Here is a 19,437-nt window from a genome sequence, read left to right as displayed (position 1 = left end):
GTGTCCAGCCTCCCTACTCGGAGTGCCCTCGATGAAACTGGATATCTATCAAGTCGATGCTTTCAGCCAACACCCCTTTGGCGGCAACCCGGCGGCAGTCTGTCCGCTCACCGAGTGGCTGCCCGACGAACAACTGCAGAACATCGCGGCTGAAAACAACCTCTCCGAAACCGCCTACTTCGTCCCCCGTGGCGATTTCTACGAGTTGCGCTGGTTCACCCCAGAGGTCGAAGTGGACCTGTGCGGGCATGCCACCCTGGCCGCAGCCTGGGTGTTGATTCACCAATTGGCGGATGCACCCGACGTATTGCGTTTTGCCACCCGCAGCGGCGAGCTTCGCGTGACGCGCAATGGCGACGAACTGGCGATGGATTTCCCGGCCAAACAACCCCAGCGCTGCGAGCCGCCAAGCGGCATGTTGAGCGCATTGGGGATTGAGCATGCCCAGGTGTTTGCCACCGACGACTACCTCGTGCTGGTCGACGACGAAGCTCAAGTCGCCGCCCTGACGCCGGACTTCGCGCGGCTCAAGGGCCTGCCCAAACGCGGGATTGCGGTGACGGCCAAAAGCACGCGGTTTGATTTTGTATCCCGTTGGTTCGGCCCCAACGTGGGCGTCAATGAAGACCCGGTCACCGGTTCCGCGCACACCTCGCTGGCGCCCTTCTGGGCCGAGCGGTTGGGTAAGTCGCAGTTGACTGCTGAACAGGGCGGCAAGCGCCGTGGGCAACTGCGTTGCGAGCTCAAGGACGACCGCGTGATTATCTCCGGCCACGCGGTGCTCTACCTGCAAGGCACGATATACCTGTAAAAAGCCGTAACCCAAGGACAACAGATCATTCTCAAAATGAACGGAGTTCAGCGCGTGTTTTCGATTTCCCGCCGTCAACTGTCAATGATTGCCGCCGCCCTCGCCCTGGCTGGCTGCCATACCGCCGTCAATGAACAACCGCCCGCGCCGGAGCTGGGTTCGGGTTATCGCACCGACCTCACCACCCGCCACGCCGAGCGCCATATGGCCGCCGCCGCCAACCCGCTGGCTGCCGAAGCCGGGCGCGAGATGCTGCGCCAGGGCGGCTCGGCCATTGACGCCGCGATTGCGATGCAGGCGGTGTTGACCCTGGTGGAGCCGCAATCATCCGGCATCGGCGGCGGCGCGTTCATCATGCTGTGGGATGGCAAAAACGTGCACGCGTATGACGGCCGCGAAACGGCGCCCGCGGGCGCCACCGAACGCTTGTTCCTTAAAGCGGACGGCACGCCGATGGCCTTTGCCGAGGCGCAGATTGGTGGGCGTTCGGTTGGCACGCCAGGCGTGTTGCGAGCGCTGGAGATGGCACACAAAAAGATCGGCCACCTGCAATGGGCCAAGCTGTTTGAACCGGCGATTCGCCTGTCCGAGCAAGGCTTCGCGATTTCCCCGCGCCTGCACGCGCTGATCGCTGCCGACCGTTACATCGCGCAATCGCCCGAGATGGCGGCGTATTTTCTGAATGCCGACGGCACGCCTAAAGCTGCCGGCACGCTGTTGAAAAACCCGGCGCTGGCCAGCGTGTTCAAGCGCATCGCCAAGGAAGGGCCGGACGCGTTGTACCAGGGGCCGATTGCCGATGAGATCGCGCGCAAGGTCCAGGGCAACCGCAACGCGGGCAGCCTGTCGCAGGCGGACCTCAAAGGCTACACCGCCAAGGAGCGCACGCCACTGTGCACCGACTACAAGCGCTATCAGGTGTGCGGCATGCCACCGCCGTCATCGGGCGGGATTGCTGTCGCGCAGATCCTCGGTACGTTGCAGGCGTTGGAAACCCGCGACCCGCGCTTGGCCATCGCCCCGATGAAGCCGGTGAAAAGCACATCGCCTGCCGGCCTTGAGCCCACACCTGAAGCCGTGCACCTGCTCGCCGAAGCCGGTCGCCTGGCCTTCGCCGACCGTGGTTTGTACGTGGCCGACGCCGACTTCGTGCCGGTGCCGACCGCAGGCCTGGTCGCCCCGGACTACCTGGCCAAACGCGCCACACTGATCGGCGACCGCAGCATGGGCATCGCCAAGCCGGGCACGCCTGCGGGCATCCAGGTGGCGTACGCGCCGGACCGCTCGCCGTTGCGCATTTCGACCTCGCAGGTGGTGGCGGTGGATGACCTGGGCGGCGCCGTGTCGATGACCACCACGGTGGAAGCGGCGTTTGGTTCGCACGTGATGGTTCAGGGCTTTTTGCTGAACAACCAGATGACTGACTTCTCGTTCATCCCCGCAGAAAACGGCCAGCCGGTGGCCAACCGCGTCGAGCCGGGCAAACGTCCGCGCTCGGCCATGGCGCCGACGCTGGTGTTCGATCGCAAGAGCGGCGAGTTGCTGGCCACCGTCGGATCGCCAGGCGGTTCGCAGATCATCGAGTACGTGAGCAAATCCCTGGTGGCGATGCTCGACTGGAACCTCGACCCGCAAGCGGCCATCAGCTTGCCCAACTTTGGTAGCCGTAACGGCGCCACCGAGCTTGAGGCTGGGATGTTCAGCCCCGAGTTGAAGCAGGCGCTGAGGGACAAAGGCCATGCACTGAGCGAGATTGATATGACCAGCGGCATCCAGGCCATCGTGCGCACGCGAGACGCCCAGGGTAAAGCGTCGCTGAGCGGCGGCGCCGACCCTCGGCGCGAAGGCGAAGCGATCGGCGACTGACTTTATTGAGCGGAGAGAGCCCCTTGCAACAGGCAAACAATCTCGGCGCCATCCCCGGCGTCGACCACGGTTTTTGTTCGATCAATGATCCATTGCGGCCGCACGAGGTGTTCATCTGCAAGCAGGTGCACAGTGCTTCGGTGATTGAATGGCAGGCGCAGCAGGTGACCAATACCATTGAGGCAGACGGCGTGTTCACGCGCGCGCCTCAGCCAATCGCCGTGATCACCGCTGATTGCCTGCCCATTCTGATCGCCGCACACAGTGGTGAACGGGTGGCCGCCGTGCATGGCGGCTGGAAGGGCCTGCAAGGGGGAATCATCGCCAATGCGGTGAAACAATTGGCTGCCGAGGGCATTGCCGTTGACCAGTTGCGAGTGGCTATCGGGCCGTCGATCAAGCCGTGTTGTTATGAAGTGAGCGCCGAATTTATCGCGCAATTTCAGGCGGACCAGGGGCACGTGTGGCGTGACGCTCAGGCGCCATGGCACTTCGAGCAACCGACGCCACAGCTGTCACCGCAGATTGCACCGCCCCACGCGCGGCAAGCGGGAAGTGCGTGGTTCGACTTGAGTGTTTACGGGGTGATGCTGTTGCAGGCGGCGGGCCTTAAGCGTGAGCAGATCGACGTCAGCGAGGTGTGCACGTATTGCACATCACCGACCTTCGCCAGCTACCGCAGGAGAACCCACCACCCTGAAGAGCCAAAGACGCTGATCTATTCGTGGATCGCCCGCAAAACCTGAGGAGCAAGCTCGTCGTGGCGAGCGGGCTTGTTGTGGCGAGCGGGCTTGCCCCGCGTTGGGCTGCGAAGCAGCCCCAAAACCACCCAACTCATTTCTGTCTGACACAATGGGGTGAGCCTGACGGGGCTGCTTCGCAGCCCAACGCGGGGCAAGCCCGCTCGCCACAGAGTTCGTCCGGCCCCAACGATTATCAGCGGCTGATCTTCAGCCCCTTGCGCCCCGCATGTCGCTCCAGCGCCAGCTCAATCAAGCGGCTTACCAATTCGCTGTAACTCATGCCCGCCGCCTGCCACAGCTTGGGGTACATGCTGATGCGGGTGAAGCCGGGCAGTGAGTTGATTTCGTTGATCAGCACTTCGCCGTCGTCGGTGAGGAACACGTCGACTCGCGCCAACCCGGCGCAGCCCAGTACCTCAAACGCTTCAATGGCGAGTTGGCGAATACGCTCACTGGCCTCAAGGCTGATATCAGCCGGCACCACCACTTGGGCGGCCTGGGCGTCGATGTATTTACTGTCGTAGGAATAGAAACCGCTGCCCACCACGATCTCGCCGCAGCCGCTGGCGACAGGGTCATCGTTGCCCAACACGGCGCATTCAATTTCACGCCCCTGGACAGCGGACTCCACCAGCACTTTTTCATCAAAGCCCAAGGCCAGTTCGACCGCGGCATGGTACTCAGCCTCGTTGCCGACTTTACTCACACCCACCGAGGAGCCCTGGTTGGCGGGTTTGACGAACATCGGCAAGCCAAGCTTGTTCACTGCTGTATCAAAACCGCTGCGCGCCGCGTTGCGACGCGTCAGGGTGATGAACGGGGTAACGGCAATACCGGCATCGCGCAGCAGGCGTTTGCTGATGTCCTTGTCCATGCACACCGCCGAGCCGAGCACGTCGGAGCCTACGAAAGGCAGGTCCGCCATGCGCAGCAGGCCTTGCAGGCAGCCGTCTTCGCCAAGGGTGCCGTGGACGATAGGGAAGATCACATCGATGTGTTCCAGCAGGCTCTGCCCGGAGGTTTCCACCACTTGCTGGCTGGTCTTGCCCGGCACCACCGCCAGTTCGCGGTTGGACTGGTTGAGGGCGATCAGGGCCGGGTTTTCCTGGTTGATCAGGAAGTTCGAGGTTTCGTTCAGGTGCCAGTGGCCGGCCTTGTCGATGCCGATCAGAACCGGCTCGAAGCGCGAGCGGTCCAGTGCATCGACGATGTTGCGCGCCGACTGCAGCGAGACCTCGTGCTCGGCCGAACGGCCACCAAAAATAATACCTACCCGCACCTTGCTCATGACTCGGCCTCACTGTTGAAAGTAAGGCTTCTTACCATGAGCGGTCAGCGATTCGCTACCAGATGTGCGCCGAACAACAGGTAGCACCCGCCGGCAAACCGGTCGAGCCACTTGCGTGAACGGCTGTAGAGGTTGGCCATGCGCTCACTGGAAAACACCAGGGCCACACTGGTGTACCAACTGAACGACAAGGTGGCCATGGTAATCACCGCCAGGGCCAACAATGTCGGCGACGGTGAAGGCGGCATGGTCGACGCGAAGGCCGTGGCGACGAACAGCGCGGCCTTGGGGTTGGACAAGTTGCCCAGCAGACCGAAGCGCCAGGCGGAGAGCAGCGAGCGCTTGGGTTCGTCGGGCAACACGGTCTGGCTCGCGGTTGGCGCCGAACGCTTGAACAGTTTCAGCCCCAGGTAGATCAGGTAGCAGCCACCGATGATCTTGAATGCCAGATAGAGCATGGGCGCCGCAGTGAACAGCGACTTGATGCCCAAACCGCCCGCCAGCCCCCAGATCACCGTGCCCGTGGCCACCCCGGCAGACGCCACCACCCCATGCCGACGCGAACAGCTCGCCGCCAGTTGGGCGGTATTGAAGAAGTTCGGGCCCGGCGTCACCACCGCGACGGTCCAAAGCAGCCCCAGCGACAGCAGCGGCGCAACGTACGGCAAGTCTGAGAACAGCATTGGACGATCCCTCTTGTTCTTAAGTGGTTAAACCTATTCGCCCGCAGGTTCAGGGGTGTGCACCAACAGGTCGCCAGGCTGGCAGTCCAGGTAGGTACAGATCGCATCCAGCGTACCCAGCCGTATGCCCTTGACCTTGCCTTGCTTGAGCAACGACAGGTTCTGTTCGGTAATCCCGATGGCGGCTGCCAGGTCTTTGGATTTGACCTTGCGCCGGGCAAGCATAACGTCCAGTTCAATCACAATGGGCATTTCGATCTCAAACAAAAGTGCGGTTTTCAGAGTCCACTTCGCTGGCCTGCCACAGGATACGCGCGATTACCGCAATGCACGCAGCGAGAAACAACGCGACGAAGCTCGGCGGGGTCAGACTCAAGGTGAAAAATCGCTGGCCCAGCGGCTGGTTCATCGAGACCCAGAGGCCGAGCAACGGCTCGCATAAAAAGTCCAGCAGTACCCACAATGCAACAGCTCGACCGACTTTGCCCAGATGCTGCGCCGCCGCGCTGGAGAAATACTCGCCCCGCGCGTAGTTGCGAAACAGCTGGCGCAGATGGTTCAAGCCCGACACCAAGGCCACCAGCGGGATGCTGGAAAAAATGATCCCGCCGAGTTTTTGCCACCAAGGGAGCAGCGCAATTTGCACGCCGCTGTCCTGGATCCGGTTACTCAAGGAAAAGCTCAGGCCCAGGCCATCGGCGGAAGAACCCAGCACCGGAAACAGCCAGACACCGGTGTTGAGCACCAGCATGACGACCATCAGCAGGAGGGTAAGCAGCGACATGCGCTGGCTGAGCTGAGCCAGACGTTGGGTATTCATAAGTAACCTCGATCAGTAAGTGAGGTCGCAAAAATAATAGATTAATTATCGCAAAACAATCATTTATTAACCTAATTCAACATTTACGCTGCCAAATGCTTCCTCTCAAGTACGCACAATCGTTCAAGACCTCGACAGACACGACATGCCAGACTGGGTTAACGTGTTTCCCACCTCTATTTGTGACAAGTCACCATGGGCCAACCCACTTCCACCCTCGATTGGTTGCACCGCGCCCCGCACGCCAGCGGGCTGGACCGCATCGAAGCGTATTTCGCCGGCTTTGCATTCGACCCGCATCGCCATGACACCTACGCCATCGGGCGCACCTTGTTTGGCGTGCAGAGCTACCACTACCGTGGCTGCATGACGCACAGCCTGCCGGGTACGACCATGGTGATTCACCCTGACGAATCCCATGACGGCCGCGCCAGCAGTGTGGAAGGCTTCAAGTACCGCATGATTTATGTGGAGCCGGCGCTGATCCAGCAGATTCTCGGCGGCCGGCCGTTGCCGTTTATCCACAACGGCCTGTCGACTGACCCGCGGCTGTTCCGCGCCAGCGAAGTGTTGCTGCAAAGCCTGGACTGCCCGATTGACCCGATGCAGGAACAGGACGCGCTGTACGACCTGGCGCAAGCCCTGAGCGCTGCCTCGGGGGTGATCATCAGCCGTAAATCCTTCGATTACGTCGCCGCCGAGCGCGCGCGGGAATTTATCCACAGCGCCTTGGGCCGCAGCATCACCCTGGATGAAATGGCCGACCATTGCGGACGTGATCGGTGGGCGCTGTCGCGGGATTTTCGCTTGTTGTTCGGCACCAGTCCCTATCGGTACCTGACCATGCGACGGTTGGACCTGGTGCGCGGCTTGCTGGCCCAGGGCCAATCGCTGGTGGACGCGGCGCTGACCGCCGGTTTCACCGACCAGAGTCATATGACCCGACAATTTCGCAGCACCTACGGCATGCCGCCATCGCGCTGGGTGAAGATGCTCGGGCGCTGATGTGAAACGCAATCAATGTGGGAGCGGGCTTGCTCGCGAAAGCGCAGTGTCAGTCGACTTATGAGTGACTGATCCACCGCCTTCGCGAGCAAGCCCGCTCCCACATTGGTTCTATGTTGTTTCCACTATCGTATTCGGCTCGGGCGCTTGCGTTTTGAGCCGCAGCGCCACCACCGCGCCCACCAAGGCAATTGCCGCGCTCCACCACAGCGCCAGCTCAATACCGCCCGCATTCGCCACCGACACCAGCACCGCCAGGCCCAACGCGCCGCCGATCTGCTGGCTGGTAGACGCTATCCCCGCCGCCACGCCCTGCTCCCCTGGCCGAATACCCAGCCCTGCCGCCACCCACATCGCTGTCCAGGTCATGCCCTGTCCGATGCTCAAAATGAAGATTCCCGGCAACAGCGACCAAAACCCCACGCCCGTCGGCAATGCCCAACACACCAGTGCAATGCCCACCGCGCCCGCCAGTTGCCCGCTGACCAAGGTGTTGCGCAACCCCAGCCTGGCCAGCGAACGCTCTGCCAACCAGATGCCGAACGTGCACACCAGAGTCGCCGGTAAAAACGCTAAGCCGGCTTGCAATACGCTGTAGCCATAGACCTGCTGGTAATACAGCGCCAGGAAGTAGTACTGCACGCCAAAGCTGCTCATGAACACCGCCGTGAGCACCATCGCCATGCGCAGTTCGCGGTAGGCGAACAAGCGCAGCGGCATCAGTGGATCGCTGCCGCGATGCTCGATCCAGGCGAACACCCCAAGCAACGCCAGCGCCAAGGCGATGCAGGCCAGCGTCTGCGGCGCCGACCAGCCCCACTCGGGGCCTTGCACCAGCGCGAACACCAGCAGCGTGCCGCCGACAGTCACAGTCAAGGCGCCGCCGATGTCGAATTTGCGCCCACGCACACGCTCGCCATCGGCTGGAATCCAGTAACGCGCCGCCCACGCGCAGCCGCCCGCCAACGGCACATTCACCAAAAACACCGCCTCCCACCCCCACGCCTGAGTCAGCACGCCGCCCAGTAATGCGCCAAGTGCCAGCCCCGCCGCCGAGGCTGCGCTCCACACCGCAAATGCTCGATTGCGTGCAGGCCCTTCGGCGTAGTGCGTGTTGATCAACGCTAACGTGGCCGGGAACAACAACGCCCCGCCCACGCCTTGCACCGCCCGCGCCAGCACCAGCAACACCGCGCTGCCGCCGAGCACCGCCGCCAGGGAAGCCAGCGCATACAGCGACTGGCCCAGCCGGTAAAAACGGCGCTTGCCAAGCAGGTCCGTCGCCCTGCCACCCAGTAATAGAAAGCCACCAAACGCCACGCTGTAGACGCTCACCACCCATTGCAATTGCTGCGCGGAAAAATCCAGGTGCGCGCCAATCTGCGGCAGCGCGACAAACACAATGGTGGCATCCAGGGCGATGATCAGTTGTGCGGTGGCCAGCAATAAAAGCATCCAGCCAGAGGGTCGAGAGGAAGACATCACAGCGTCCAGTCCGAAAATAAGAGGTGCCAGTTTCTTTCATGCCTGACAGATGATAAATAGCGCTATCACTCTTTCAGTAATGACTTTAATCATGGATCTGAACGCCGTTCGACTCTTGGTCCGCGTGGCCGAAACGCGCAGTTTTACCCGCGCGGCCGGGGAATTGGGGCTGACGCAGTCCGGGCTGTCCCGCGCAATCTCGCGCCTGGAAAGCCAGCTGGGCGTGCGCCTGCTGCAACGCAACACGCGCAGCGTGAGCCTCACGCCCGATGGCCAGATGCTGTACGAGCGCAGCGCGCCGTTACTGGCAGAACTGGCTGAAACCGAAAAGCTGATGCTCGACCGGCGCAGCAGCCCCTCCGGCCTGTTGAAAATCAGCACACCGTCGTTGTTCGGTCGCAAGGTGGTGATGCCGGTGATCGGCGAACTGACATTGCGCTATCCCCAATTGCGCATCGAAGCGGTGATGACTGACCGCCTGGTGGATATCGTCGACGAAGGTTTCGACGCATTGCTGCGCACGGGCGAAATCCAGGATCAACGCCTGATCGCCCGTGCCCTGCCGCCGTTGCGCTGGGTCACGGTGGCCTCGCCCGCTTATCTGGCGCGTTGGGGCACGCCGCAAACGGTGGACGAACTCAAGGACCACAGCTGCCTCACTGTGCGTAACTTGCGCAGCGGGCGCATGGTCGATTGGCAATTCATGAAGGAGGGCAAAGTGCAGGACGTGAGCGTCGAAGGGCGGCTTATTTTCGACATTGGCGATGCGCTGGTAGACGGCGCGGTGGGTGGTTTCGGCATCGCCCAGGTGATGGATTTTGCGGTGCGCGACGACGTGGCCGCCGGGCGCCTGGTGCCGTTGCTGGAAGACGTTACCGGGCGCAGTCGCGCGATCTCACTGGTCTATCCGCCGTCCCGGCAGTATTCGCCCAAGCTGATGGCGTTTGCCGATGCACTGGCAAACGCCCGCTGGTAAGGCCTACAGCTGGCGCCCGACCACCGGCTCGCCGATGCTCAGGAAATTCCCGCCCGCGATATGGTGCAAGGTGCGCAATTCGTCATGGCCTTCGAAGTGCCAGTGCCCGTCGCTGAACACGCGCGCGTCGGCATAGGCCGCGACAACTTCGCCGAGGAATAAATCGTAGGTCTGTTGGTTATGGGGCTCGGGCAACAGGCGGCATTCCAGCCACGCTACGCAACCGTCCAGCAGCGGCGCTTCGGTGTGTTCACCGTTGAATGTCTGCAAGCCATAGGTGGCGAATTTGTCGGTGTCTGCGCCCGTGGTGTTGCCGACCGTCTGCACCAGATCGGCCTGGGCCACACAAGGCACCTGCAGCACAAAGGTGCCGGCGGCTTCCAGCAGTTGGCGGGTCCAGGTGGCCTTGTCGAGCACCACGGCGACCTTCGGCGGTTCGAAATCAAGCGGCATGGCCCAGGCAGCGGCCATGATATTGCGCTTGCCAGCGTGGGCCGCGCTCACCAATACGGTCGGCCCGTGATTGAGCAAACGGTAGGCCTTGGACAACGGTACGGGGCGACGGTGGGTAGGGCTCATGGAGGAACGGCTCTTCAAGCAAGAAAAAACCTACGATACCTCAAGCACAAGCCCTACGGGTCAGCTCGACAGCTGATTGGCAAACTGCCCGACAGCGCTCACCACCTTTTGTGCACCGTCCTGGATTTCCACAATCACCGCGCCCGCCTCGGCCGCCAGGGCCAAGCCTTGCTCGGCCTGCAGACGGCCCTCGTTCATCACGGACACCGCATCGCGGGCCATTTCCTGGTTCTGACGCACCACGCCGACAATTTCATCGGTGGCCTTGCTGGTACGCGAGGCCAATTGCCGCACTTCATCAGCCACCACCGCAAAGCCACGGCCCTGCTCGCCGGCCCGCGCTGCTTCGATCGCTGCGTTGAGCGCCAGCAAGTTGGTTTGCTCGGCGATGCCGCTGATGGTCTTGACGATGGTGCCGATCACTTGGGACTGGGCGTTCAGCGCCTCGATGCCATCACCGGCCTGCTGCATGTGCCTGGCCAGATCACGCATGACATCCACCGCCTGCGTCACGACAGTGGTGCCGCGCTGGGCACTGTGGTCGGTTTGCAGCGAGGTGCTGTAGGCAATGTTTGCGGCCTCCGCCACGGCCTGCTCCTGGTTAACCTGGTCGGTGATCACCGTGGCGAATTTGACCACTTTGTAGAGGCGGTCATTGGCGTCCAGCACCGGGTTGTAGGTCGCCTCCAGCCACACCACACGGCCATGGCTGTCGACACGTTTGAAGCGCGCCGCAACAAACTCGCCGGCGTTCAAACGTTTCCAGAAATGCTGGTACTCGGCGCTGTTGTATTCCTCCGGCTCGCAGAACATACGGTGATGTTTGCCCTGGATCTGCGCCAGGCTGTAGCCCATGCCACCGAGGAACCGGTCGTTCGCGGTCAGCACATGGCCGCCGAGGTCGAACTCGATCACCGCAGTGGAACGCACCAGCGCGGTGATCAGGTTCTCATGCTCGCGTGATCCCTCGATGGTGCGGGTGAGGTCGCTGGAGTAAATCGAAAAATGCTTGATGCGCCCGTCAGAACTGCGCACGGGCTGCAGGATCGAGCGCAACCAGGCCTCTTTGCCGTTGCCACGCATCAGGCGCACGGTGCCGGCGAAGTGTTCGCCGCGCACCAGGGCATTGTGAAAACGCTGCTGGAATTCGTCCTGGCGCAGGTGCGCAGGCACCAGCTCTTCCATGTGCCGCCCCACGACGTTGGAGGCCTGGTACGACAGCTCTTGCAGGAAGTTGGCATTCGCCCACTCCACCCGGCCTTTGGCGTCCAGCGTCAGGCACAGCATTTCGCTTTCCAGGCTCTCCTTGACCTGTTGCAAGCTGGACAACTCTTCGCGAAGAGCCGACAGCTCCTGCTTCAAACGGGTGTTGAACATGGGGCACCGATGGTCATTTGGGGGAGATGGATCTGACCTGCATCGGCGCTGACGAGGTTTTCTGAAGCGCTTTCTTGTGGCGTGCCCAACTGTTTTTTGGATCCATTAACTGCCGTTGTTTCGGCAAACACCCATCACCTTGTATTCCACCGTATTGAGCTTGCCGCTGGAGTCTTCATAGGTCATGCGTGAAGGCACGGCATTGCACGAACTGATCGGCGGCGTAACGTTGACGACCTTGGCAATATCCAGCGCCATGCCATAGCGATACGCCTGTACCTGGGGTGCTGGCTGGCCGTTTTTTTCCGCGTAAGCCGCCATGGCTTTTTGATTACGCTCCATCATCAACGCAAACGTGCGGTCGCCTCCGCCTTCGGCCATCGCCCCCAGTGACAGGACTGCAGCTAATACACCCAAGCCAATTTTATAAAATGTCATTACAGGTTCCTCGGTTGATAAGTTCAGTCACGAGACTAATCAACCAACCCTGTCGCCATGTTCACCAAAAGATTACTTATCTGTTAGATCGCTTTGAGCTTCCAGAATTGTAATGTTCGCGCCACCTGACCGTTATCCCCTGTTTGCAACTATCAGCCCGGGCCAGATCAATAAAAACGTCCCTACCTATAAGAAGCTGAAAACTGCCAACACCCAGGAGCGAAACATGAACATTGCTTACTACACCCTTCCCTTTTCATTGATTGCCGCACTGCCTCTGGCAGCCGTGGCGGTGGAAGACACGCCCGAAGGTTTTATCCAAGGCAGCAACGTAACCGTGCTGGCGCGCAACTTTTACTTCAATCGCGATGACCGCAAGGGCCAGTCCAGCCCGACCGGCAATGGCTATTCCGAAGCCTGGGCGCAGGGTTTGATCGGCAAATTCGAATCCGGTTTTACTCAAGGCACCGTAGGCTTTGGCCTGGATGCGTTTGCCATGTACGGCCTGAAACTCGACTCGGGCAGCGGTCGCAGCGGCGGCAAGGGTTCGTTCGGCGTGCTGCCGGTGGACAGCGACAATCAGCCCGAAGGCAGCTACAGCAAAGTCGGCGGCGCGGCGAAATTGCGCGTGCTGGACACGGTTATCAAGTCCGGCGATGTGTTCCCGCTCACACCGGTGGTGGCCTACGGCGATTCGCGGTTATTGCCGGAAAGCTTTCGCGGCGTCACCGCGCAGAACACCAGCCTTGAGGGCTTGAGCCTGCAAGGCGGACGCCTGAGCGGCATGAGCCAGCCAAGCGAAAGCGGGATGAACAAGGGCTTTGCGACCTTTTACGCGGGCAAGGTCGACTCTCCCTGGATCGGCTATTTCGGCGCAGAGTACGCCGTCAACAAACACCTGAACGTGAGCCTCTACAGCAGCCGCCTGAAGGACGCCTGGGACCAGTACTACGTCGGCAGTGCCGCCAGTTACCCACTGACCGACGACGTGTCGTTATTCGGCGATTTCAACTATTACAAGGCCGTGGACGAAGGCAAAAAGCTGCTGGGCAAATTCGACAACAACATCTGGAGTGCCAGGCTCGGGGTAAAGGTCGGGGCCCACAGCGTGGCCCTCTCGCACCAGCGCAACAACGGCGATGACGACTTCGATTACCTGCGCCAATCGGACTCGATTTTCCTCAATAACTCGATCCAGTACAGCGACTTCAATTCGCCCAGGGAGCGTTCGTGGATGGCCCGTTACGACCTCGACATGCAGGCGTTCGGTATACCTGGCCTGTCGTTCATGACCCGTTATGCCAAAGGCACCGGCGCCGATTACAGCCATGCCAACGCGGTGTACATGCGCCGCGATGCAACCGGCAACCCGCTGACCGATCAACGCCGCTGGGAGCGGGATGTCGAGGCCAAGTACGTGGTGCAAAGTGGCAGCCTGAAGGATTTGTCATTGCGCTTGCGCCAGGCCACCGTGCGCTCCAGTGCGTTTGAGTCGGACCTGGAAGAAGTTCGCCTGATTGCGGAATACCCATTGGTCGCACTTTGAACAATCGCCCAGTTGAGTGCTTACATTCGTTCGCGCTTGACTAACATCTGTTCACAAATTGCTATCTATCAAAACTGTAACATTGGCCCCAGCTTCCCGTTAAGTTGAACTTCCTATACTCGCTTCAACTTGTCAGTACCGAGCAACATTCGTCTCTGAAGCTTTTTTTTAGCTCCTTTGGAAAGAGATGATTTTTTAACGCCCCTCTGGGGCGTTTTTTTTGGGCGCAGGCTTGGTCGCGACCCATTGCCGCAGTTGACCCTGAAGCTGCTTCACACTTCAGAATTTTCCTACTCACAACACACCTGATTCCATAGGGAAATGGAACCCTTCTCTTTCAGTAAAAGGTAAATCCCCATGCGTATCCTTGTGGTTGAGGACGAGCAAAAAACCGCTGACTACCTGCAGCAAGGCCTGAATGAAAGTGGCTACGTCGTGGACTGCGCGTCCAATGGCATTGATGGCCTGCACCTGGCTGAGCAGCACGCCTATGAGTTGGTGATTCTTGACGTCAACCTGCCGGGCAAGGATGGCTGGGAAGTGCTGGAGCAATTGCGCCGCAACGGCACCCAGCGCGTGATGATGCTGACCGCCCGCGGCCGGCTGGCCGACAAGATCAAGGGCCTGGACATGGGCGCCGATGATTACCTGGTCAAACCCTTCGAGTTTCCCGAATTGCTGGCGCGGGTACGCACCCTGCTGCGGCGCAGCGAGCACATCCCACAGCCGGAAGTGTTCAGCGTGTCGGACCTGGAACTGGACCCGCGCCGCCATCGCGCGTACCGCGGCACACGGCGCATTGACTTGACCACCAAGGAGTTCGCACTGCTGCAGGTGCTGATGCGCCAGACCGGTGAAGTGCTGACCCGCACGCAGATTATTTCGCTGGTGTGGGACATGAATTTCGACTGTGACACCAACGTCGTGGAAGTTTCCATCAGCCGCCTGCGGGCCAAGGTGGACGATCAGAGCGAGGTCAAGCTGATCCACACCATTCGCGGCGTGGGTTACGTGCTGGAAGCACGGCCATGAAAACCGGCAGCCTGTCGATGCGTCTGGGGTTGACGGTCAGCCTCATGGGCGCCGGCCTGGTGCTATTGCTGGCGACGTTGGCGTACCTGGCCCTGACCCACGAACTGGAAAAACTGGCGCGCAAAGGCCTGGAAAGCAAGATGGAACAGATCCAGCACAGCCTGTCTCAAGGCCTCGACGCCCACGCCATCCGGGCACGTCCGCATTCGCTGATGGACCTGGTGATCGGCCATGACAATTTTTACCTCACTATAGTCGGCACCGCGCCCGATGAAACGGTGCTGCTGAGCATCGGTGCCAAGCCTCAGGAGCCGCTGCTGACAAACTTCACACCGCGAGAAACACTCGGCTACCTCAATTGGGCCGACAGCAATGGCAACCAGGTGCTCAGCGCCTCCAGCCTGATGCGCCTGGCCAGCGGCGAACGCGTACGCGTGCTGTTGTCGCTGGACCGCAGGGACGATCAGGCGCTGCTCAGTGCCTACCTGCGCGCCACCGTGATCGCCTTGCCCATGTTGTTGATACTGATCGGCATGGGGGCCTGGTGGCTGGTGCAACGCGGGCTTGCTCCGTTGAAGCAGTTCAGCCATGTGGCGGCCAAAGTCACCACCCAGGACCTGACCCATCGCTTGTCCGTCGACAACCTGCCCAAGGAGCTGGGCGAGTTGGCGCAAGGCTTCAATGTGATGCTCAACCGCCTGGACGCCGGAGTGCAGCAACTCTCGCAATTCTCTGACGACCTTGCTCACGAATTGCGTGCACCGCTGACCAACCTGATGGGCAAAGCCCAGCTCACGTTGTCGCGCCAACGCCCACCGGACGAATACAAAGCAGTGCTGGAATCCAACACCGAAGAGCTGGAGCGCCTGGCACGCATCGTTTCCGACATGTTGTTTCTGGCCCAGGTCAGCCACCCGGCAGCGCGAGCTTCGTTTACCGCGGTATCGCTGGCGGACGAAGCTCATCGGGTCATGGATTTATTTGCCCTGAGTGCCGAAGACAAACAACTGACCCTGACCCTCAGTGGCGAGGCCCAGGTGCAGGGCGATCGCCTGATGATTCAACGCGCCCTCTCCAACCTGCTGTCCAATGCAATCCGCCATAGCCCGGCGGGCGCGCATATCGCGTTGCGGGTGGAGGCTTACGGCAACAGCGTGTCGTTGTCTGTCAGCAACCCAGGCCCGGGGATTGAAGTGCACCACCTGCCGCACCTGTTCGAACGGTTCTACCGTGTCGACAGCAGCCGCGCGCGCACCGAGGGCGGCACCGGCCTGGGACTGGCCATCGTGCGATCGATCATGACCCTGCACCAGGGGCAAACCGACGTGCGCAGTTCGCCCGGCGCTTTCACCGTGTTTCGCCTGGTGTTTCCTCGGGTGTAAGCCCCTTGAGGGTCAGCGGGCTTGTTGTACCAAGCGCACTTGCTGTGCCAAGGGGACTTGTTGTGGCAAGCGGGGTTGTTGTGGCGAGCGGGCTTGCCCCGCGTTGGGCTGCGCAGCAGCCCCCATCAAGGCCACCTCGGTATCCCTGATATACCGTGGCGAAAGATTTGGGGCGGCTTCGCCACCCAACGCGGGGCAAGCCCGCTCGCCACAGTAAGCCCGCTCGCCACAACATGCCTGCTCACCCCACCCGCGTCATTCCTCCTTGCGGTGCGCCCACTGATACAACGCCGGCAGCACCAGCAAGGTCAGCAACGTAGAGGAAATAATCCCGCCGATCACCACCGTCGCCAACGGGCGCTGTACTTCGGCGCCGGTGCCGGTGGCCAAGGCCATGGGGATAAACCCCAGGGACGCCACCAGCGCGGTCATCAACACCGGGCGTAAACGTGTGAGCGCCCCTTCGTGGATCGCCACCGACAGTGAACGCCCTTCCTCGCGAAGGTTGCGGATGAAGGCAATCATCACCAGCCCGTTAAGCACTGCCACACCGGACAACGCAATAAACCCCACCCCCGCCGAGATCGACAACGGAATATCGCGCAGCCACAGCGCCATGATCCCACCGGTCAACGCGAACGGAATCCCGGTAAACACCAGCAAGCCATCCTTGAGGTTGTTGAACATCATGAACAACAGCCCGAACACCAGCAGCAACGCCACCGGCACAACAATACGCAAGCGCTCGGAGGCTTCCTTCAGCTGTTCGAACTGGCCGCCCCAGGTGGTCCAGTAACCCGCCGGGACCTTCACCTGAGTGCTGATGGCAGACTCGGCCTGTTCGACGAACGAACCGATATCACGCCCGCGCACGTTGGCGCTGACAATCACCAGGCGCTTGCCGTTCTCGCGGCTGATCTGGTTCGGGCCCAGTACCAGGTCCAGGCTGGCGACCTGGGACAAGGCAATAAAACCCAACTGGCCCGAGGCGTTGCTGGCCAGCGCCGGCACCGGGATCAACAGCCGCGACAAGCCCTCGATATCGGTGCGCAGCGCATCGGATAAACGCACGACCATGTCGAAGCGGCGGTCACCTTCGTACAGCGTGCCGGCTTGGCGTCCACCCACGGCGACAGCGATGGTGTCCTGCACGTCGCCCACGTTCAGGCCAAACCGCGCGGCCTTGTCGCGATCAATATTGATGGTCAGCACCGGCAGGCCAGAGGTCTGCTCCACCTTCACTTCCGAGGCGCCATCAAGCGTTTGCAAGGTCTCGGCGATCTCTGCGGCGGTCTTGTTGAGCACTGCCATGTCGTCGCCAAACACCTTCACCGCCACGTCACTGCGCACCCCGGAAATCAGCTCGTTGAAGCGCAGCTGGATCGGCTGCGACAGTTCATACGCACTGCCCGGCACAATCGCACTGGCACGCTGGATATCTTCGATCAGCGCCTCGCGGGATTTCGCTGGATCAGGCCACTGGTCCTTGGGCTTGAGCATCACATAGCTGTCGGAAATATTCGGCGGCATCGGATCGGAAGCGATTTCCGCGGTACCGGTGCGCGCAAAGACTCGCTCGATTTCCGGCACCTGGGCCATCAAGGTTTTCTCCAGCTGCTGCTGCATCTGCACCGATTGCGTCAAGCTGGTACCAGGCACACGCAGAGCCTGTTGAGCGAAGTCGCCTTCACTGAGGCTGGGGATAAATTCGCTGCCCATGCGGCTGGCCACCACGCCCGAAGCGACGATGGTCAGCACCGCCAGGCCAAACATCAGCGGGCGACGCGCCATGACCCAATCCAGCACCGGCGCATAGGCCCGACGCGCCGTGCGCATCACCAGGTTTTCCTCTTCCTTGACCTTGCCGGTGACAAACAGCGCAATCGCGGCCGGCACAAAGGTCACCGACAGAATCATCGCGCCGAGCAAAGCGATGACCACGGTGAACGCCATGGGGTGGAACATCTTCCCGGCCACTCCGGTGAGGGCGAAGATCGGCAGGTACACCACCATGATGATCAGTTGCCCGAAGATCAGTGCGCGCCGCGCTTGCTTGGCCGCAGCGAACACCTCATGCAGGCGCTCGCTGCGGGTGAGCAAGCGGCCATGGCGCTGCTGCGCATGGGCCAGCCGGCGAATGGCGTTTTCGACGATCACCACCGCGCCGTCGACAATAATCCCGAAGTCCAGCGCGCCAAGGCTCATCAGGTTGGCACTGACTTTGTTGGTAAACATGCCGGTAAAGGTGAACAGCATCGCCAGCGGAATCACCATCGCGGTGATCAACGCCGCGCGGATATTACCCAGGAACAGAAACAGCACCGCGACCACCAGCAGCGCGCCTTCGAAGAGGTTTTTCTTCACGGTGGCGATGGCTTTTTCGACCAGGTTGGTGCGGTCATAAACGGTAACGGCGACCACGCCCTGGGGCAGCGAACGGTTGATCTCTTCGAGTTTTTTCGCCACCGCCTGGGACACGGTGCGGCTGTTTTCACCGATCAGCATGAACACCGTGCCCAGCACCACTTCACGGCCATTTTCCGTGGCGGCGCCGGTGCGCAGCTCACGGCCGATGTCGACTTGCGCCACATTGCGCACGCGGATCGGCGTGCCGTCCGACGTGGTGATCACGATGTTGGCAATGTCATCGATCGACGCCACTTGCCCCGGTGCGCGAATCAACAGCTGCTCGCCGCTGCGCTCGATGTAACCGGCGCCGACGTTGGCGTTGTTGCGCTCAAGCGCGGTGACCAAATCGGTCAGCGTCAGGTTGTAGGCCGCCAAGCGTTTTGGGTCCGGGGCGATCTGGTATTCCTTGGCAAAGCCGCCGATGGTGTTGATCTCGGCCACGCCCGGCACGTTGCGCAGCTGTGGCTTGATGATCCAGTCCTGGATCACGCGCAGGTCGGTCGGCGAGTAAGGCGTGCCGTCTTCCTTGAGCGCGCCGTCTTCGGCTTCGACGGTCCACAGGAAAATTTCCCCGAGACCAGTGGAAATCGGCCCCATCGCGGTTTCGATGCCAGTGGGCAATTGCTCGCGGGCCACCTGCAGGCGCTCGTTGACCAATTGGCGGGCGAAGAACAGGTCAGTGCCGTCTTTGAAGATCACCGAGACCTGGGACAGGCCGGAGCGCGACAACGAACGCGTCTGCTGCAAACCCGGCAGGCCGGCCATGGCGGTTTCGATGGGAAAGGTAATGCGCTGCTCGGTTTCCAACGGCGAAAAGCCGGCCGCCGCCGAGTTGATCTGCACCTGCACATTGGTGATGTCGGGCACCGCGTCGATGGGCAACTTCTGATAACTGGCGATGCCGACACCGGCCATCAACAGCACCGCCAGCAACACGATGATGCGCTGCTCGATGGCGAATTGGATAAGGCGCTCAAACATGGGGAATCACTCGCAG

Annotated in this window: 16 protein-coding genes and 2 pseudogenes; 8 read left to right on the top strand and 10 right to left on the bottom strand. The window is 61.2% G+C overall.

Annotated elements, in window-relative coordinates:
• Window positions 1-31: 31 nt before the first annotated feature.
• The 3 genes from FPT15_RS25075 to pgeF are packed head-to-tail and all read left to right on the top strand — an operon-like array spanning window position 32 to window position 3,423.
• Window positions 32-811: a PhzF family phenazine biosynthesis protein gene (locus FPT15_RS25075; protein ID WP_145165525.1), complete on the top strand. Its 780-nt coding sequence runs from the start codon at window positions 32-34 to the stop codon at window positions 809-811.
• A 36-nt stretch (window positions 812-847) separates the two neighbouring features.
• On the top strand, window positions 848-2,677 hold the full coding sequence (gene ggt / locus FPT15_RS25070; protein ID WP_145165523.1) for a gamma-glutamyltransferase: 1,830 nt from the start codon (window positions 848-850) through the stop codon (window positions 2,675-2,677).
• 23 nt (window positions 2,678-2,700) lie between these two features.
• Complete coding sequence (gene pgeF, locus FPT15_RS25065; RefSeq protein ID WP_145165521.1) at window positions 2,701-3,423, top strand: peptidoglycan editing factor PgeF; 723 nt, start codon at window positions 2,701-2,703, stop codon at window positions 3,421-3,423.
• A 190-nt stretch (window positions 3,424-3,613) separates the two neighbouring features.
• Here the strand turns inward: pgeF and ddlA are convergent, their stop codons facing one another.
• Genes ddlA through FPT15_RS25045 form a run of 4 tightly spaced genes read right to left on the bottom strand, consistent with a single transcriptional unit; the run spans window position 3,614 to window position 6,211 of the window.
• Window positions 3,614-4,708, bottom strand: coding sequence for a D-alanine--D-alanine ligase (gene ddlA / locus FPT15_RS25060; protein WP_145165519.1), 1,095 nt, complete (start codon window positions 4,706-4,708; stop codon window positions 3,614-3,616).
• Between the two features lie 44 nt (window positions 4,709-4,752).
• Window positions 4,753-5,391 (bottom strand): LysE family transporter, encoded by a 639-nt coding sequence (locus FPT15_RS25055; RefSeq protein WP_145165517.1) that lies wholly within the window; start codon window positions 5,389-5,391, stop codon window positions 4,753-4,755.
• 33 nt (window positions 5,392-5,424) lie between these two features.
• Window positions 5,425-5,643: a helix-turn-helix transcriptional regulator gene (locus tag FPT15_RS25050; RefSeq protein ID WP_145165515.1), complete on the bottom strand. Its 219-nt coding sequence runs from the start codon at window positions 5,641-5,643 to the stop codon at window positions 5,425-5,427.
• Window positions 5,644-5,650: 7 nt separating this feature from the next.
• A complete protein-coding gene (locus FPT15_RS25045; RefSeq protein ID WP_145165513.1) occupies window positions 5,651-6,211 on the bottom strand; it encodes a DUF2975 domain-containing protein in 561 nt (186 codons plus the stop codon).
• A 195-nt stretch (window positions 6,212-6,406) separates the two neighbouring features.
• On the opposite strand from FPT15_RS25045, the gene FPT15_RS25040 reads away from it, so the two are divergent.
• Complete coding sequence (locus FPT15_RS25040) at window positions 6,407-7,216, top strand: AraC family transcriptional regulator (protein WP_106578527.1); 810 nt, start codon at window positions 6,407-6,409, stop codon at window positions 7,214-7,216.
• Window positions 7,217-7,327: 111 nt separating this feature from the next.
• On the opposite strand, the gene FPT15_RS25035 is transcribed toward FPT15_RS25040, so the two are convergent.
• On the bottom strand, window positions 7,328-8,671 hold the full coding sequence (locus FPT15_RS25035) for an MFS transporter (RefSeq protein WP_178119747.1): 1,344 nt from the start codon (window positions 8,669-8,671) through the stop codon (window positions 7,328-7,330).
• A 121-nt stretch (window positions 8,672-8,792) separates the two neighbouring features.
• Here FPT15_RS25035 and FPT15_RS25030 point away from each other — a divergent pair, with 121 nt between their 5' ends.
• Complete coding sequence (locus FPT15_RS25030; protein WP_145165509.1) at window positions 8,793-9,677, top strand: LysR family transcriptional regulator; 885 nt, start codon at window positions 8,793-8,795, stop codon at window positions 9,675-9,677.
• A gap of 3 nt (window positions 9,678-9,680) precedes the next feature.
• On the opposite strand, the gene FPT15_RS25025 is transcribed toward FPT15_RS25030, so the two are convergent.
• The 4 genes and pseudogenes from FPT15_RS25025 to FPT15_RS25015 form a co-directional block, all read right to left on the bottom strand.
• Window positions 9,681-10,256 (bottom strand): flavin reductase family protein, encoded by a 576-nt coding sequence (locus tag FPT15_RS25025; protein ID WP_145165507.1) that lies wholly within the window; start codon window positions 10,254-10,256, stop codon window positions 9,681-9,683.
• Between the two features lie 60 nt (window positions 10,257-10,316).
• A pseudogene (locus FPT15_RS30490) lies at window positions 10,317-10,748 on the bottom strand (methyl-accepting chemotaxis protein); the annotation flags it as partial.
• A 108-nt stretch (window positions 10,749-10,856) separates the two neighbouring features.
• Window positions 10,857-11,543: pseudogene (locus FPT15_RS30485) on the bottom strand (PAS domain-containing protein); the annotation flags it as partial.
• 195 nt (window positions 11,544-11,738) lie between these two features.
• Complete coding sequence (locus tag FPT15_RS25015; protein WP_145165503.1) at window positions 11,739-12,071, bottom strand: DUF2790 domain-containing protein; 333 nt, start codon at window positions 12,069-12,071, stop codon at window positions 11,739-11,741.
• 226 nt (window positions 12,072-12,297) lie between these two features.
• Here FPT15_RS25015 and FPT15_RS25010 point away from each other — a divergent pair, with 226 nt between their 5' ends.
• The 3 genes from FPT15_RS25010 (at window position 12,298) to FPT15_RS25000 (ending at window position 16,031) form a co-directional block, all read left to right on the top strand.
• The gene (locus FPT15_RS25010; protein ID WP_145165501.1) at window positions 12,298-13,617 is read left to right on the top strand and encodes an OprD family porin; all 1,320 of its coding nucleotides are present in this window, start codon (window positions 12,298-12,300) and stop codon (window positions 13,615-13,617) included.
• A 357-nt stretch (window positions 13,618-13,974) separates the two neighbouring features.
• Complete coding sequence (locus FPT15_RS25005) at window positions 13,975-14,649, top strand: response regulator transcription factor PcoR (protein WP_119736387.1); 675 nt, start codon at window positions 13,975-13,977, stop codon at window positions 14,647-14,649.
• Window positions 14,646-16,031: a heavy metal sensor histidine kinase gene (locus tag FPT15_RS25000; RefSeq protein WP_145165500.1), complete on the top strand. Its 1,386-nt coding sequence runs from the start codon at window positions 14,646-14,648 to the stop codon at window positions 16,029-16,031. The genes FPT15_RS25005 and FPT15_RS25000 overlap by 4 nt, the downstream gene beginning before the upstream one ends.
• A gap of 255 nt (window positions 16,032-16,286) precedes the next feature.
• Here FPT15_RS25000 and FPT15_RS24995 read toward each other — a convergent pair whose 3' ends face one another.
• On the bottom strand, window positions 16,287-19,421 hold the full coding sequence (locus FPT15_RS24995; RefSeq protein ID WP_145165498.1) for a CusA/CzcA family heavy metal efflux RND transporter: 3,135 nt from the start codon (window positions 19,419-19,421) through the stop codon (window positions 16,287-16,289).
• Window positions 19,422-19,437: the final 16 nt, after the last annotated feature.

The organism is Pseudomonas sp. RGB (assembly GCF_007713445.1).
GTDB lineage: Bacteria > Pseudomonadota > Gammaproteobacteria > Pseudomonadales > Pseudomonadaceae > Aquipseudomonas.
This window is presented reverse-complemented; position numbering and strand designations above follow the sequence as displayed.

Bases quoted from the DNA above. Each gene is read 5' to 3' on its own strand.
- FPT15_RS25075 (WP_145165525.1), top strand. From the start codon at position 32: ATGAAACTGGATATCTATCAAGTCGATGCTTTCAGCCAACACCCCTTT.
- ggt (WP_145165523.1), top strand. From the start codon at position 848: ATGAACGGAGTTCAGCGCGTGTTTTCGATTTCCCGCCGTCAACTGTCA.
- ddlA (WP_145165519.1), bottom strand. From the start codon at position 4,708: ATGAGCAAGGTGCGGGTAGGTATTATTTTTGGTGGCCGTTCGGCCGAG.
- FPT15_RS25055 (WP_145165517.1), bottom strand. From the start codon at position 5,391: ATGCTGTTCTCAGACTTGCCGTACGTTGCGCCGCTGCTGTCGCTGGGG.
- FPT15_RS25050 (WP_145165515.1), bottom strand. From the start codon at position 5,643: ATGCCCATTGTGATTGAACTGGACGTTATGCTTGCCCGGCGCAAGGTC.
- FPT15_RS25045 (WP_145165513.1), bottom strand. From the start codon at position 6,211: ATGAATACCCAACGTCTGGCTCAGCTCAGCCAGCGCATGTCGCTGCTT.
- FPT15_RS25040 (WP_106578527.1), top strand. From the start codon at position 6,407: ATGGGCCAACCCACTTCCACCCTCGATTGGTTGCACCGCGCCCCGCAC.
- FPT15_RS25035 (WP_178119747.1), bottom strand. From the start codon at position 8,671: ATGCTTTTATTGCTGGCCACCGCACAACTGATCATCGCCCTGGATGCC.
- FPT15_RS25030 (WP_145165509.1), top strand. From the start codon at position 8,793: ATGGATCTGAACGCCGTTCGACTCTTGGTCCGCGTGGCCGAAACGCGC.
- FPT15_RS25025 (WP_145165507.1), bottom strand. From the start codon at position 10,256: ATGAGCCCTACCCACCGTCGCCCCGTACCGTTGTCCAAGGCCTACCGT.
- FPT15_RS25015 (WP_145165503.1), bottom strand. From the start codon at position 12,071: ATGACATTTTATAAAATTGGCTTGGGTGTATTAGCTGCAGTCCTGTCA.
- FPT15_RS25010 (WP_145165501.1), top strand. From the start codon at position 12,298: ATGAACATTGCTTACTACACCCTTCCCTTTTCATTGATTGCCGCACTG.
- FPT15_RS25005 (WP_119736387.1), top strand. From the start codon at position 13,975: ATGCGTATCCTTGTGGTTGAGGACGAGCAAAAAACCGCTGACTACCTG.
- FPT15_RS25000 (WP_145165500.1), top strand. From the start codon at position 14,646: ATGAAAACCGGCAGCCTGTCGATGCGTCTGGGGTTGACGGTCAGCCTC.
- FPT15_RS24995 (WP_145165498.1), bottom strand. From the start codon at position 19,421: ATGTTTGAGCGCCTTATCCAATTCGCCATCGAGCAGCGCATCATCGTG.